General features: G+C 66.7%; 17 protein-coding genes. 9 read left to right on the plus strand and 8 right to left on the minus strand.

Features of this window, described 5'->3' with window-relative positions; all coding sequences use genetic code 11:
• Positions 1–15: 15 nt before the first annotated feature.
• Positions 16–984 carry an aldo/keto reductase gene (locus TVC13_RS02600; RefSeq protein WP_422399687.1) on the plus strand — a complete coding sequence of 323 codons (969 nt, stop codon included), beginning with the start codon at positions 16–18 and terminating at the stop codon, positions 982–984.
• 13 nt (positions 985–997) lie between these two features.
• Here the strand turns inward: TVC13_RS02600 and TVC13_RS02605 are convergent, their stop codons facing one another.
• Both TVC13_RS02605 and TVC13_RS02610 read right to left on the minus strand, forming a co-directional pair.
• Complete coding sequence (locus tag TVC13_RS02605; protein WP_422399688.1) at positions 998–1711, minus strand: SOS response-associated peptidase; 714 nt, start codon at positions 1709–1711, stop codon at positions 998–1000.
• Between the two features lie 100 nt (positions 1712–1811).
• Entirely contained in the window at positions 1812–2096 is a 285-nt protein-coding gene (locus TVC13_RS02610) for a hypothetical protein (protein WP_422399689.1), read from the minus strand.
• A gap of 85 nt (positions 2097–2181) precedes the next feature.
• Between TVC13_RS02610 and TVC13_RS02615 the strand changes: the two genes are divergently transcribed.
• A complete protein-coding gene (locus TVC13_RS02615) occupies positions 2182–2328 on the plus strand; it encodes a hypothetical protein (RefSeq protein WP_422399690.1) in 147 nt (48 codons plus the stop codon).
• 63 nt (positions 2329–2391) lie between these two features.
• Here TVC13_RS02615 and TVC13_RS02620 read toward each other — a convergent pair whose 3' ends face one another.
• The 4 genes from TVC13_RS02620 to TVC13_RS02635 all read right to left on the minus strand — a co-directional run bounded on the left by TVC13_RS02620 (position 2392) and on the right by TVC13_RS02635 (position 4114).
• Positions 2392–2787, minus strand: a complete 396-nt coding sequence (locus TVC13_RS02620; RefSeq protein ID WP_422399691.1) for a VOC family protein — start codon at positions 2785–2787, stop codon at positions 2392–2394.
• Positions 2784–3113, minus strand: a complete 330-nt coding sequence (locus tag TVC13_RS02625; protein ID WP_422399692.1) for an ArsR/SmtB family transcription factor — start codon at positions 3111–3113, stop codon at positions 2784–2786. Before TVC13_RS02625 ends, TVC13_RS02620 begins: the two co-directional genes overlap by 4 nt.
• A gap of 66 nt (positions 3114–3179) precedes the next feature.
• On the minus strand, positions 3180–3329 hold the full coding sequence (locus TVC13_RS02630; protein ID WP_422399693.1) for a hypothetical protein: 150 nt from the start codon (positions 3327–3329) through the stop codon (positions 3180–3182).
• 71 nt (positions 3330–3400) lie between these two features.
• Complete coding sequence (locus tag TVC13_RS02635) at positions 3401–4114, minus strand: uridine kinase (RefSeq protein WP_422399738.1); 714 nt, start codon at positions 4112–4114, stop codon at positions 3401–3403.
• A gap of 120 nt (positions 4115–4234) precedes the next feature.
• On the opposite strand from TVC13_RS02635, the gene TVC13_RS02640 reads away from it, so the two are divergent.
• Together TVC13_RS02640 and TVC13_RS02645 are read left to right on the plus strand one after the other, a co-directional pair.
• Positions 4235–4648 carry a LexA family protein gene (locus TVC13_RS02640; RefSeq protein WP_422399694.1) on the plus strand — a complete coding sequence of 138 codons (414 nt, stop codon included), beginning with the start codon at positions 4235–4237 and terminating at the stop codon, positions 4646–4648.
• 84 nt (positions 4649–4732) lie between these two features.
• A complete protein-coding gene (locus tag TVC13_RS02645; RefSeq protein ID WP_422399695.1) occupies positions 4733–6547 on the plus strand; it encodes a GAF domain-containing protein in 1815 nt (604 codons plus the stop codon).
• A 16-nt stretch (positions 6548–6563) separates the two neighbouring features.
• Here the strand turns inward: TVC13_RS02645 and TVC13_RS02650 are convergent, their stop codons facing one another.
• Positions 6564–6983 carry a GlcG/HbpS family heme-binding protein gene (locus TVC13_RS02650; RefSeq protein WP_422399696.1) on the minus strand — a complete coding sequence of 140 codons (420 nt, stop codon included), beginning with the start codon at positions 6981–6983 and terminating at the stop codon, positions 6564–6566.
• A 183-nt stretch (positions 6984–7166) separates the two neighbouring features.
• Between TVC13_RS02650 and TVC13_RS02655 the strand changes: the two genes are divergently transcribed.
• Genes TVC13_RS02655 through TVC13_RS02675 form a run of 5 tightly spaced genes read left to right on the plus strand, consistent with a single transcriptional unit; the run spans position 7167 to position 11837 of the window.
• The gene (locus tag TVC13_RS02655; protein ID WP_422399697.1) at positions 7167–8030 is read left to right on the plus strand and encodes a class II fructose-bisphosphate aldolase; all 864 of its coding nucleotides are present in this window, start codon (positions 7167–7169) and stop codon (positions 8028–8030) included.
• A gap of 2 nt (positions 8031–8032) precedes the next feature.
• A complete protein-coding gene (locus TVC13_RS02660; RefSeq protein ID WP_422399698.1) occupies positions 8033–8827 on the plus strand; it encodes an HAD-IA family hydrolase in 795 nt (264 codons plus the stop codon).
• A complete protein-coding gene (dhaL, locus tag TVC13_RS02665; RefSeq protein WP_422399699.1) occupies positions 8824–9456 on the plus strand; it encodes a dihydroxyacetone kinase subunit DhaL in 633 nt (210 codons plus the stop codon). The genes TVC13_RS02660 and dhaL overlap by 4 nt, the downstream gene beginning before the upstream one ends.
• A 54-nt stretch (positions 9457–9510) precedes the next feature.
• Positions 9511–10506 carry a dihydroxyacetone kinase subunit DhaK gene (gene dhaK / locus TVC13_RS02670; RefSeq protein WP_422399739.1) on the plus strand — a complete coding sequence of 332 codons (996 nt, stop codon included), beginning with the start codon at positions 9511–9513 and terminating at the stop codon, positions 10504–10506.
• A gap of 41 nt (positions 10507–10547) precedes the next feature.
• On the plus strand, positions 10548–11837 hold the full coding sequence (locus TVC13_RS02675; protein ID WP_422399700.1) for a Y-family DNA polymerase: 1290 nt from the start codon (positions 10548–10550) through the stop codon (positions 11835–11837).
• Positions 11838–11849: 12 nt separating this feature from the next.
• On the opposite strand, the gene TVC13_RS02680 is transcribed toward TVC13_RS02675, so the two are convergent.
• Entirely contained in the window at positions 11850–13445 is a 1596-nt protein-coding gene (locus TVC13_RS02680) for a Na+/H+ antiporter (protein ID WP_422399701.1), read from the minus strand.
• Positions 13446–13493: the final 48 nt, after the last annotated feature.

Raw genomic sequence — 13493 nt, forward strand, 5'->3', positions numbered from 1 at the left:
AAGAACCGAGGAACCATGAAGTACACGCATCTTGGCCGTGCCGGCCTGCAGGTCTCCCGCCTCTGCCTGGGCACCATGAACTTCGGGCCCAAAACCCCGGAGGACGAGGCGCACGGCATCATGGACGCTGCCCGGGAGACGGGCATCAACTTCTTCGACACGGCCAATGTGTACGGCTGGGAGAACAAGGGCCTGACCGAGGAAATCATCGGCCGCTGGTTCGCCAAGGGCGGGGGCCGGCGCGAATCGACGGTCATCGCCACCAAGCTCTACGGCTCCATGGGCCCCGGACCCAATCAGACCTTCCTCTCGGCGCTGAACATCCGGCAGGCACTGGACGCCAGCCTGAAGCGGCTGCAGACGGACTACGTGGATCTCTACCAGTTCCATCACATTGACCGGAACACTCCCTGGGAGGAGATCTGGCAGGCCATGGAAACCGCGGTGGCCCAGGGCAAAATCATCTACAACGGCTCCAGCAACTTTGCCGGCTGGCACATCGCCCAGGCACAGGAGAGCGCCCGGCGGCGCCGGTACAACGGCCTGATCTCCGAGCAGAGCATCTACAACCTCATCAACCGCTCCGTGGAGCTGGAGGTGATTCCCGCCGTGCAGCAGTACGGGATGGGATTCATTCCCTGGTCCCCGCTGCAGGGCGGGCTGCTGGGCGGCATCCTCAAATCCCAGGAGCAGGGCGGACGACGGGCCGACGGGCGGGTCCAGGAGCTGCTGGCCAAGCACCGCGGCCAGATCCAGGCGTACGAAGACCTCGCGGCGGAACTGGAGATTGAACCCGGAATCCTCGCCCTGGCCTGGCTGCTGCACCAGCCCGCCGTCAGCGCACCGATTGTCGGGCCGCGGATCATGGGCCAGCTCGACGACGCCCTGGCCGCCCTGGAAGTCGAACTGGACCACAGCACGCTGGAAAAGCTGGACGAAATCTTCCCCGGGCACCAGCCGGCCCCGGAGGACTACGCCTGGTAGCCGGCAGCCGGGCTCAGTCTGTAGCCGGTTCGGCGGGTTCGATGAGCTGCGGGCCGTTGTTCCGCACGGAATTGACTTCACTGGAGACGACGCGCGGGCTGAGCACCGGCTCGGGGATCGAATCCAGCAGGGCCTCAATGGCTTCCGCGTCCGTCAGCTGCGGGTCCAGCCATTCGGCGTAGAGGTCCGGGGGCACCACCAGCGGCGTGCGGTCATGGATGTGTCCGAGTTCGTCAGCGGCCTCGGTGGTGATGATGGTGACGCTGAGCAGCCACTTGTGCTCGTCGTCGTCCGGCAAGTTCGGATCCGGCCAGAATTCGTACAGTCCGGCGAAGGCAATCGGATTCTCCACCGTGGGATGCAGGTAGGTCGGCACCTTCCCGTCTTCGGTCTTTTCCCACTCGTAGTAGCCGTCCGCCGGCACCAGTGCCCGCCGCTTTACCGCTGCCTTGCGGAACGCCGGCTTCTCCAGGATGGTCTCCCGGCGCGCATTGATCATCCGGGCACCGATCCTGGGATCCTTGGCCCACACCGGAACCAGTCCCCACTTCGCCGTGGCCAGACGCCGCACGGTGCCGCCCGGACCGCGCCGTTCCGTGATAATCCGCACATCATCAGTAGGGGCAACGTTCCAGGACGGTTCCACGTTCTCCCCCACCACCTGATCCGCCGCGAAGGCCGAAACCAGGTCCGACGTGGCCCGGGCCATCACATATCGTCCGCACATAAAAAGCATTGTGCCGCAAACCGGCAGCTGAACCCAGAGCCCGGCAGCGGCTGGTCCACGCCACTCATTCGAACATATGTTCTACTTAAGGAATGGACCCTCAGGCTGCGGCGCGGCTGGCGGCCAGGTATGCCAGACGCGCGGAACCCATCGGGCTAACCTCCGATGAACTTGATTTTGACCACTTCCCGCCCACCACCTCCATGCCCGCCATTCCGATCTGGGCATGGATCCGGTTTCCCGGCTGCGCTGAACATGTTGCCGGCGAAACCTGCACCTGGTCAGCGAAAGCAGTGCAGGTGCTGTGGGAAGACGCCGGCACCAGACGCTCTACCTGGGTCTGGGCCTCGGCCGTTTCACGGCGTTCCTCCGGACGTTCCCGCACTGCACTCGGCGAAAGGACACCGGCGCGTGGGAGTAAAAATGGAGATGGCAGCTAGTTCGGTTCCCAGCAGAAAGGTTCCCGGCTCTTGTTCGCCCCGTGCACCTGCATCCGCTCAGCCGATCCCGCGACCGGCCGGATCGACGTCACCGTCTATGACCCGTTTTGCCGCCAGCGCATGCACCGCATCAGCGGCTCCACCCTGCGCGAACCCAGTTACGGTTCCCAGCGCTAACCGCAGGCGCCCGCCCCGATGCCGCCGGACACCGGAGCGGACCCTTCGCACTCTCTGGTGGCCTCAGCCCTGGCTCATCGAGGCGATCTGCAGCAGGTTGCCGCAGGTGTCGGAGAAGACTGCGGTTGTCACCGGGCCCATTTGCGCCGGTGGCTGGGTGAATTCGACGCCGAGAGCCAGCATCCGCTCATACTCCTCGGCAACGTCCTCCACGGCAAAGGAATTGTAGGGAATCCCGTCGCCCGCCAGCGCGTCCCTGAACGGGCCCACGGCGGGATGCGAGCTGGGTTCCAGCAGAAGTTCGACGCCGCCCTCCTCACCCGGATTCCCTACCGTCAGCCAGCGGGCGCCGCCGCCGACAGCCTGGTCCTGCCTTTTCTCGAATCCGAGGACCCGTGTATAAAAATCCAGGGCTTTCTCCTGGTCATCAACAAAGATGCTTGCCGTCACAATCCTCATGGGTCTTGTCCTTCCGCTTCGTTCCGTCCGGATGGCTGCGGCGGCAGCCCGGGTGCCAGAGCCCGAATCCATCCGGCCACTCCCAGGGTCAGCGGCTCCAGGCAAACATGGTGGCGGCGGTAGCGCCCGTCCGCTTCCACCCTGATCAGCCCGGCAGCTTCAAGCACCGCCAGATGTTTTGAAACTCCCTGCCGCGAAATGCCTACTGCGTGATTTGTCATGAGCCGGACACAGAGCTCGTACAGTGTCTGGCCAGGGGCGGACGCGAGTTCCTCCAGCAGGATCCGGCGGACCGGATCGGCCAGGGACCGGAAGACAGCGTCCATACGGACACCATAGGCAACCAGCAGGTTGCATGGAAGAGGGCGGGGAGAAAAAGCTGCGCGCCTCAGTTAGGGCTGGACATGGTTGCGGCGGTTGCGGTGCTCCAGCAGCAGACGGGCTCCGTTGAGGATAAGGGTTTCCACCGGAACTTCCTGTTCCGCGGCCAGCTCTTCCAGTTCCCGGCCCAGCTTGGGCGGGATGTACACCTCAACGTTCATGCGCTTAACGGTATCGCCGCCGCGCGCCCGGTCCGAACCGGATATCTCCGCCGCACCGGGTCCCGGCAGGTTCAGCCCGGCCCCGAACCGGGCACAGCCGGTCGCTCTGCCCGGGCCGGCGGCGCTGCCCAGGGGACGCAGCGGACAATCCGCGGGGCGGCGCCGTCGTTGTAATCGACCACCACTGACGCGGCAGAACGCGGATCGCAGGCTGCCAGATAGATTTCCTGGCCGCGGACGTACCGGCCGTTGGCAGGCGCACGGGGATTCGGATCGGAGCTGTCCCGCTGTTCCAGGCGCCGGCAGGATGTCTCGAAAGACACATCCAGAAAAACGGTGGCGTCCCATATGCCGGACAGTTCGGGCCGGTGCAGGAAGAGCCCGTCCACCAGGACGGCAGCCAGTTCGGGCGCTTGGAGCTCCGGCGGCTGCACCGGCCGGTCGGAGGCGAGGTCGTGGCTGGCAGTACGGTACCGTCCCGAACCGCCCGGCCGCAGCGGATCCACCACAAGGTTCCGGAAGGCGCCGTAATCATAGGAATCCTCGAAGAATCCGCGCGGTGACGCTCTGCCCTGCCGGTAGCGCTCGCGGGTGGGCCGGTGGAAACCGTCGGTCGAAATCCGGATGACCGGGCACTGCAGGCGTGCACCCAGCGCATCGGCAAACGTGGTTTTTCCGGCACCGTCAACGCCGTCGATGCCAATGAACACGCGCCGTCCGGCCGCGGCCGGCTCCGGCAGCAGCGCAGCTACCGACCGCAGTGCCTGATCTGCCCCGGGTGTCATCTCCACAGTCCGAAGCCTAGCTTCCGAAACGCTGCGCGGTGCTAGTCTAGGTAATCGAAAGTATGTTCTAAAATCAATGCGTTCCAATCGCCCGGCAAGGCAGCGGAGGAGTCCCGGCACGTGCCTGTGTTCAGTGTTTCCGGCAACTCCCGCGCTGCGGCCCAGACCGACGCCGATGCCGCCTCCGGATTCCCCAGCCCGTCGCGGGATTATTTTGACGGGCGCATCGACCTCAACCGGCACCTGATCCGGGACATCACTTCGACCTACATCGTCCGGGTTTCGGGGAATTCAATGTCCGGCACCGGAATCAGCGACGGAGATGAGCTGATCGTGGACCGTTCGCTCACCCCGCGGGACGGTTCCGTGGTTGTCGCCGTCCTGGATGGGGAACTCACGGTGCGCAGGCTCCGCCTCACCGGCCGGGGAATCGTCCTGTCCGCAGAGAACCCTGCCTACGAGGACCTCTCCGTCCCGGATCCGGCGGCACTGACCATCTGGGGTGTTGTGACCCGCTGCCTGCACCATGTCTGAGCCGTAGCCTCTTGCGGCCGTGTACCCGCGGACTATTCTGGGACCCCGGGTGCAGCGCAGCGCCTCAGGAGACAGGGGCCGTCCATGCAGCAGCTTCCCATGCCGACCATCATGCGGAACCACCCCGGCAGCGCCCCGCTCCCGGAACTTGACCGCATCACCGAGCTTGCCGGCGGCCTGGCCGGCCAGTTCGAGCTGGTGCCGCTCCTGGAACGTGTGCTCGGGAATGCCGTCGCGCTCCTTGGCTGCGAGAGCGGATCCATCTCGATCGTGCACGAAGCCGAGGGGTACTACCGCAAGGAAGTGGACCAGGGCGTCGGCTGCCACCAGGGCCAGACATTTCCCCTGGCTGAAGGCCTTACCGGGCAGATCGTCAAGACCCGCGGGACGGTCATCCTCGACTGCTACGCATCCGTGCCCGCGGGCCACATTGACCCCGGCGATCCCAGATGGGCAAGCGCTGTCATCGGTGTGCCGATCACGTGGGACGGTGCCGTGATCGGCACGTTTGCCATCTTCAGCAACGGTCCCGGCCGCGTCTTCACCGACGGGGATGCCTCCCTGGTGGAGCTCTTTGCCAACCACGCCGCCATTGCCATCATGAACAGCCGGCTCCATCAGGCCGCTGCCGCGAAGGAACGTGAGGCCGCGGTCGCCGGCGAGCGCGAACGCGCTGTGCAGGAGGTCCACGAAACCATCGGCCGGTCACTGGGCGCACTCCTGCTCCACCTCGACCGCGCGGACAAGGCCACGCCGGGAGGTTCGCCCTCCGCCCGGCACATCGACTCCGCCCGCGTGCTTGCCCACGAGGCCCTCTTTGACGCGAGGCGCACCGTGCTCGGCCTGGCCCCCTCCGGCCTGGCCGGACGTACCATCGAGGAAGCTGTCCGGGCCGAACTCGACACCGTGCGGGCCGGCCGCCCCGAAAACCTCAGCTTCCTCGTCACCGGTGAGCAGCACGACCTGGCGCCCGTCGTCGCCTACCAGCTCTATATGGTGATCCAGGAAGCCGTGGCCAATGTCGTCAACCACTCCGGAGCCACCACCTGCCGGGTCGGGATCTTCTATGACGAAGCCGGCATAAGAGTCGTCGTCGAGGACAACGGCCGCGGCTTCGAGCCCCGGAACATCGAGCGTGACATTGGAAGCACAGAGGGAATCCAGCTTGGCCTCCACGGCATCGCCTCCCGCATCCACTATCTGCGGGGTGAACTCCACGTGGATTCGACGCCGGGGTGGGGCACCAGCATCCGCGCCCAGGTGCCGTATTCCTCGAACGGCGACTCGTCCCGGGAACGCTGGAAAGTCCTCGTGGCGTGTACCCGGCCGCTCGTCCGGGCCGGTCTCGTCCGACTGCTTGAAACCTCCGAACCGTCCGTGCAGGTCCTCGGGGAAGTTGCCACGCTGGAGGACCTCACCGAATCGGTGTCGCTGCTCCAGCCGGACATGATTGTCCTCGACGAGCCTCTGCTCGGCCCCTACGCGGAGCAGCGAACGGCCGGCGGCGACACGGTCGAGCGGCCGGTCGTGGCGGTGGTGGACCACCCGACCAATGAACAGCTGGCCCTCTCGGCATCCGCCGGCGTGCGGGGTTTCATCTCACTGTCCGCCACCTCTGCGGAGGTGGCGCGCATCGTCGTCGCAGCAGCCCGCGGCGACGCCCTGCTGGACGGGGCTGTCTTCAGCCGCCTTGCGGGAAGCCGCGACAGCTCCGACGCCGCCGCCTCCCGTTTGACCGCCCGCGAACTGCAGGTGCGGAACCTGCTCGCCGAGGGCCTGGCGGACAAGCAGATCGCCACCCGCCTGGGGATCTCCGTGAAGACAGTTGAGAAGCATGTAGGCGCAATGCTCCGGAAGACCGGTGCCCGCAACCGCACCATGCTCGTGACCCTTCAATAGCATCAATAGCACTGCCTCAGAAGGCAGCCGCGCCCGCTGAAGCGACCTCCTGGTCCTGCTCGATGGTGCCGGTGGAGACCCCGATGGCACCCATGATGCTGCCGTCGCGCACCAGCGGAATGCCGCCGGGGAAGACGGCAAGCCTGCCGCCGTGCGCATCGCTCAGGCCGAAGATCGGCCCGTCGGGCCGGGTAGCGCCCTGCAGGTCTCCGGTCTCGCCCTGGAACGCGATCGCCGTGTAGGCCTTGTTGATCGCAATGGTGATGCTGCCGATGTTGGCGCCGTCCATCCGGACGTGCGCCTTGAGGTTCCCGCCGGCGTCGACGACGGCGATGTCCATCGGCTGGCCGATTTCGGTTGCCTTCTGCGCCGCCGCATCGATCACGCGGCGGGCTTCCTCGGAGGTGATGGTCTCGAGCACTGATCCCTGGGCCATAGGTGTCCTTCGCCATTGAAGTTGAAACGCAGCGGCTTTTGAGCAGCCGCGGCCCATTCAACCACCGCGGCGGCGCGCTGGCGAGGTGGTGAATCCCCCCATGGGGAGGGCGGGTTACCACCCATTCCGGCGCGCGGACAGGGCGCTTAGCATGGCCTGAAACCAAGCCGGGAGGGAAGTGCTGTGGGCGTCGTACCGCTGAAGGAAATCGTTAATCCTGCGTTCCAGGAACGCTACGGGGTGCCCGCCATAAACATCTTCAATGACCTGACCATGGAGGGCGTGCTCGCCGGCGCCGTGGAGGCGAACTCACCGGTGATCCTGCAGACCTCGGTCAAGACCGTGCGCAGCATCGGCTCCCGGGTCCTCTTCGACATGTGGCAGTCGATGACCCGCGGCATCGAGGTGCCGGTGACGCTGCACCTGGACCACTGCCCGGACCGCGAGGTCGTCACCGAATGCCTTCAGGCAGGCTGGAACTCGGTGCTCTTTGATGCCTCCAGCCTCCCGGTCGAGGAGAACCAGCGCCAGACCATCGAGGTAGTTGCCGAGGCCCGCAGCTACGGAGCCCAGGTTGAGGGCGAGATCGAGGCAATCACCGGCGTCGAGGACGACCACGGGTCCGATGAGGTGTCCAAGCAGCAGAGCCTGGAAGTGGCACTTGGTTTCATTGACGCCACCGGGATTGATGTCTTCGCCCCGTCGATCGGCAATGCCCACGGCAGTTACAAGGCGGCGCCGGTGCTTGACGCCGACCGGGTTACGCAGATTGTCGAGGCACGCAGCCTCCCCGTCGCCCTGCACGGCGGCAGCGGGCTCAGCACCGAGCAGTTCGCGGACCTTATTGCCCGGGGATGCGCGAAGGTCAACATCTCCACGGCGCTCAAGGAGACGTACATGCAGTCCAGCCTGGGCTTCCTCAAGCAGGCCGAACAGGAGCGCAGGTGGGATCCGCCCTCGCTCTTCAAGCACACCCGCGGAGACGTCATCTCGATGGTCACGGACCTCTGCACACAGTTCGGCAGCGCGGGCAAGGGCGGCCGCTGAGCATGCCGGCCCTCATCTTCGACTGCGACGGCGTACTCGCCGACACCGAACAATACGGGCACCTGCCGGCCTTCAACCAGACTTTCGCCGACTTCGGCGTTCCCGTGCAGTGGTCGGTGGATGAGTACGCCGAGAAGGTGAAGATCGGCGGGGGCAAGGAAAGAATGCGCAGCATCCTCACCCCGTCGCTGGCCGAAACGCTGGGCCTGCAGGACGCCGACGCCGCGGACCGCGCAGTTCTCGCCTGGCACCAGCGGAAAACCGAGGTCTACAAGGGCCTCGTGGCAAGCGGCGTGATGCCGCCGCGGCCGGGCATCGCGCGGATTGTGCAGGAAGCGCACGACGCCGGCTGGACACTCGCCGTCGCCTCCACCTCGGCGGAACCCGCGGTCCGCGCCGTCCTGCAGCATGCCGTTGGGGATGACCTCGCGGCGTCCTTCTCCGTGTTCGCCGGAGACATCGTGCCGGCGAAGAAACCGGCACCGGACATCTACCTCCTCGCGCTCCGGGAGCTCGGCGTCGATCCGCAGGACGCGCTCGTGGTCGAGGACAGCGCGAACGGTCTGCGTGCCGCCGCCGGAGCCGGACTCCGGACCCTCGTGACGGTCAGCGGTTTCACCCGCGGGGAAGACTTCGGCGGTGCGGCACTGGTGGTCAGCTCGCTCGGCGACCCCGGCCGGGAGCAGGCAGAGGTGCTCGCAGATCCGTACGGCGTCGGCCTTTCCGGCACCGTCACCCTCGCCACCCTGCAGACCCTGCTGGCCCTCCCCACGACGCACGAAACGGAGACACCATGAGCAGCACCGACCTGAGTTCGGTCGAATTCATCGTCCAGTCCCTGGCCCAGACCGCCGTCGACCAGGAACAGGTTTTCGGGGACCTCGACGCCGTCGTGGGTGACGGCGACCTTGGCTACTCCCTCGCCCGCGGCTTCGAGAAGGTCCTGGCCGACTGGGACACGTTCAAGCGCGACGACGTCGCCACCTTCCTGCAGCAGATAGCACTCACCATCTCCAGCCGGATCGGCGGCACCTCGGGGCCGCTGTGGGGCACCGCTTTCCTGCGGGCATCGGCGGCTGCGAAGCAGACGGACACAATCGACGGCGCCGCCGCCGTCGCCATGCTGCGCGGGGCCACCGACGGCATCAAGGCACGCGGCAACGCCGACCTCGGCGATAAGACCCTGCTGGACGCCCTGATTCCCGCAACCGACGAACTTGAGCGCCAGCTCGCCGCCGGTGCCTCGCCGGCCCAGTGCCGCACCGCGTTCGCCGCCAAGACCCGGGAATGCGCTGATGCCACCTCGGAAATGGAAGCCAGGCGTGGCCGGGCCAGCTACAGCGGAGCTCGCAGCATAGGTTCCCCGGATGCCGGCGCGGCGGCGGTCGCCATCATCGTCGAACGCATGGTCGCCGACTGGCCCTAGCCAACCAACCGCACCAATTTGTCCCAGCCAAATCACAACGACGTGGAGTCCCCCATGAAGAAGTTCGTCAATGATCCGCAGCAGTTCGTCCCGGATGTACTCGAAGGCCTGGCCCTCGCGAACCCGGACACCCTGAAGTACGTGCCGGAATACAACCTGATCATGCGCGCCGACGGCCCGGACCAGAACAAGGTCTCCATTGTGCAGGGCTCGGGCTCAGGGCACGAGCCGGCCCACACGATGATCGTCGGCAAGGGCATGCTCGACGCCGCCTGCCCCGGCGACGTGTTCGCTGCGCCTCCGCTGGACTACGTGTATGAGACCACCAAGCTCATGGCCTCACCCAAGGGCGTGCTTCTCCTGGTGAACAACTACACCGGCGACAAGATGGTCTTCGAGATGGCGCAGGAGATGTCCTCGGCGGACGGGATGGATGTCAGGACCCTCTTCATCAACGACGACGTCTCGGTGGAAGACTCCACCTACACCATTGGGCGGCGCGGGGTTGCGGGCAATTTCTTCGTCATCAAGGCCGTGGCCGCAGCCGCCGAGCGCGGCGCGGACCTGGACGAAGTGATCCGCATCGGCGAGAAGGTCAATGCCGCCACCCGGACCATGGGCGTCGCGCTCACCGCCTGCACTCCGCCGGCCAAGGGAAGCCCGCTGTTTGAACTCGGCGAGGACGAGATCGAGATGGGCGTCGGCATCCACGGCGAGCCGGGCCGGCGCCGGGCGCAGATGATGGGCGCCAGCGAGATCGTCGAGGAGCTCCTCGCCCCGGTGGTCCGCGACCTTCCCTTCGCCGACGGCGACCGGGTGGCGCTGATGGTCAACGGACTGGGCGGCACGCCAATCAGCGAGCTGTACCTGCTGTACGGGCTGGCCCACAAGAGCCTCGCCGAGCAGGGCATCAGTGTGGGCCGCAGCTACGTCGGGGAATACTGCACGTCCCTGGACATGGCCGGTGCATCCATCACGCTGGTGAACCTCGACGACGAGATCGAGTCGCTGCTGTTGGACCCGGCGGAGGTGCCGATCCGGGTCTTCTAGTAGGCTGGAGACTCGAACGTTTATTCGAAAGGCGGTGCGGCTTGGACAGGAGGCTGCAGCGGATCGCCCTCGTGGACGTGAACAGCTTTTATGTCTCCTGCGAGCGCGCCTTCGACCCCCGGCTGGAGGGCCTTCCCGTCGTCGTGCTCTCCAACAACGACGGCTGTGTGGTGGCGCGCTCCGACGAGGCTAAGGCCCTGGGCATCAAAACCGGGGAACCGTGGTTCAAGCTGGCCGACGCGGCACCGCACCTCGGGCTGATCCAGCGGTCCAGCAACTACGAGCTCTACGGTGACCTCAGTTCCCGGGTCATGGAACTGCTGGGCCGCTTCGCCCTGTGGCAGGAGGTCTACTCAATCGACGAATCGTTCCTGGGCCTAAGCGGCACTGCCCGGGAGCTGGACGTGCAGGGCGCCCGCATCCGTGCCGCCGTCGCCCGCCACACCGGGCTGCCGGTGTGCGTCGGGATCGGCACCACCAAGACGCTGGCCAAGTTCGCCAACCGGATCGCGAAGCAGAACCGGCACCTGGGCGGTGTCTGCAACCTGGACACCATGGATCCCGCCGCCCTGGAGACCATCATGTCCCGGGTTCCCGTGACCGGGCTCTGGGGCGTGGGCGCGAAACTGGGGAAGCGGCTCAAGGCCATGGGAATCGCGACCGTGGCGGATCTGAAGGCAGCCGATCCCGCGGTGATCCGCAGCCGCTTCTCCGTGACGCTGCAGCGGACCGTCCTGGAGCTCAACGGCACACCGTGCCTGCCCCTGGAGGAGGAGCGCGCGGACCGGCAGCAGCTGATCTTCTCCCGCAGCTTCTCCGTTCCCGTGACGACGGCGGCCGAGATGCGGCAGGTGATGAGCATCTACGCACAGCAGGCCGCCTCGCGGCTGCAGCGCGAACACCAGCAGGCCCGGGTACTCACCGCCTATGCCGGGACGTCGCACTTTAGCCACAAGGCGGCGTCGTTCCCTTCCGTCACCGTGAAACTCCAGAACCCCACGTCCGATCCGGTGGTGCTGACCCGCGCTGCGGTGGGCGCCCTCGAAGACCAGATTGTGGAGGGCGTCCCCTACACCAAGGCGGGGGTCATGCTTACCGGCCTGTCCGACGCCGGAGCCCAGCCGGTCTTCGACGCTTTCGTCCCGGAGCAGGAAAACCGCCACCTCGGAGAGCTGCTGGGCAAGGTGGCCGAGAAGTACGGCTCTGCCAGTATTGGTCTGGGTGTGGCCGGGATGCCCAGCGCCCGCCCGGAGTGGACCATGTCACGGAAGTTCTCCTCCCCGCGCTACACCACGGTGTGGGACGAACTTCCGGTGGTGAAGGCCCGCTGAGACCGGGACGCCTCAGTCGCCGCGGTCCGGCTGCGTGAGCCTGAGTTCCTCCACATCAAGCCGGGTTTCCAGCAGCCGGAGAACCCGGTCGTCGATCGTTCGCTCATCCCGCAGCGCCAGCACCACCGTGCGCTTGCGCTCCAGCAGTGCCAGCCGCAGCTCGGTCTCCTGCTGCCAGCGTTCCAGCACCGGTGCCGGTTCGCCCGCTCCCTGCCCGCTGCCGCCGGCCCGCAGCACCTCCAGATGGTGCCGGTACTCGTGGCTCAGGCGCTCCACTACCCTGCCGTCCGTGCCCAGCCGGGCCGCCAGCTCCGGCAGTGAGGACAACCCGTCCTCAGCGGCCCGCACCTCCGCCAGCCGGCGCTCTTCCTCCAGCCGGGTGTCCTCCGGCAGCCTGGCCCACCGCACGATCACCGGAAGCAGGGGCCCCTGGACGGTGAGTGTCACCAGAATCACCCCTGCCGTCACGAAAATGATCTGGCCCCGGTCCGGGAAGGGCGTGCCGGCGGCTGTCAGCGCCGGAACCCCCAGCGCCGCTGCCAGGGACACGGCGCCCCGAAACCCGGCCATGCCGCTGAGGATCCGGGAGCGGTTGCTGACCCGCCGCAGCTTCTGCGAAGGCCTCCGGTCGATCAGCCGGATCAGATAGGTCGTCACAAACAGGAACGCAATGCGCACCAGCACCAGCACCACGCAGACAACCGCCACCGCCAACAGCCCGACGGCGATCTGCGGCCCGTCCAGCAGGCGCACGGCAACGTGCAGTTCAATCCCAATCAGTACGAACAGTGCGGCATTGAGCATAAACGTGGAGAAGGACCAGAAAGCCTGCGACTGGCGGCGGGCCAGCGCCGCCGTCACCCGGGGCCCTGCCTGGCTCATGATCAGGCCCACCACCACGACGGCGAGCACACCGGACCCTCTGGTCTCCTCCGCCAGCAGAAAGGCAGCGAACGGGGTCACGAAAGTGGCGACGTTGCTCAGCATGGGGTCCTGGATCCGCCGGCGCACCCAGATTCCGGCCCAGGCTGCCAGCAGGCCGGCAACTATTCCGCCGCCGTAGGACAGGGCAAGGATTCCGGTGATGGACAGCGGCGTGTACCCGCCGTCTCCGGCCACGATCCCCACCGCGACGGCGTAGATAACCAGTGCTGTGCCGTCATTGATGAGGCTTTCGGCACGCAGCACGGTGACATTGCGGTGGGGCAGGCTCCGGGCGAGGGCTGCCACCGCTGTGGCGTCTGTCGGTGCCAGGGCGGCACCGAGAACCCAGGCCGGTCCCCAGGGCATGCCCAGGGCATTGGCCGTAAAGGCAACTGCTGCCGCGGTCACCAGGACGAGCCCGGTACCGGTCAGGACGATGCCGCGCAGGTTGCTCCGGATCTCCCGCAGGGAGGTGGTGAGGCTCTCCCAGTACAGCAGGGCGGGCAGGAAGAGCAGCAGCACCACCTCGGAGGGCAGCTCCACCTGCCTGAACGCCGGCACGAATCCCAGCGCCACTCCCCCGGCCAGCAGCAGCAGCGGCGGGGCAATCCGAAGCCTTTCGGCGCCCAGCGAACAGGCCAGGATGGCGACCCCGAGTGCCACTACGAGTTCCAGACCGAGCACGGGCCAACCTTCCCTCGGGCAGTCTTTCCGGCTGGGCAGCCTACTTAA

Origin of the sequence: Arthrobacter sp. 3Tela_A (assembly GCF_049311025.1) — a bacterium.
GTDB lineage: Bacteria > Actinomycetota > Actinomycetes > Actinomycetales > Micrococcaceae > Arthrobacter_B.

What these genes read in the sequence shown, in the direction of transcription:
- TVC13_RS02600 (WP_422399687.1), top strand. Translation starts at nt 16, where the DNA reads ATGAAGTACACGCATCTTGGCCGTGCCGGCCTGCAGGTCTCCCGCCTC.
- TVC13_RS02605 (WP_422399688.1), bottom strand. Translation starts at nt 1,711, where the DNA reads ATGTGCGGACGATATGTGATGGCCCGGGCCACGTCGGACCTGGTTTCG.
- TVC13_RS02620 (WP_422399691.1), bottom strand. Translation starts at nt 2,787, where the DNA reads ATGAGGATTGTGACGGCAAGCATCTTTGTTGATGACCAGGAGAAAGCC.
- TVC13_RS02625 (WP_422399692.1), bottom strand. Translation starts at nt 3,113, where the DNA reads ATGGACGCTGTCTTCCGGTCCCTGGCCGATCCGGTCCGCCGGATCCTG.
- TVC13_RS02630 (WP_422399693.1), bottom strand. Translation starts at nt 3,329, where the DNA reads ATGAACGTTGAGGTGTACATCCCGCCCAAGCTGGGCCGGGAACTGGAA.
- TVC13_RS02635 (WP_422399738.1), bottom strand. Translation starts at nt 4,114, where the DNA reads ATGACACCCGGGGCAGATCAGGCACTGCGGTCGGTAGCTGCGCTGCTG.
- TVC13_RS02645 (WP_422399695.1), top strand. Translation starts at nt 4,733, where the DNA reads ATGCAGCAGCTTCCCATGCCGACCATCATGCGGAACCACCCCGGCAGC.
- TVC13_RS02650 (WP_422399696.1), bottom strand. Translation starts at nt 6,983, where the DNA reads ATGGCCCAGGGATCAGTGCTCGAGACCATCACCTCCGAGGAAGCCCGC.
- TVC13_RS02660 (WP_422399698.1), top strand. Translation starts at nt 8,033, where the DNA reads ATGCCGGCCCTCATCTTCGACTGCGACGGCGTACTCGCCGACACCGAA.
- dhaL (WP_422399699.1), top strand. Translation starts at nt 8,824, where the DNA reads ATGAGCAGCACCGACCTGAGTTCGGTCGAATTCATCGTCCAGTCCCTG.
- dhaK (WP_422399739.1), top strand. Translation starts at nt 9,511, where the DNA reads ATGAAGAAGTTCGTCAATGATCCGCAGCAGTTCGTCCCGGATGTACTC.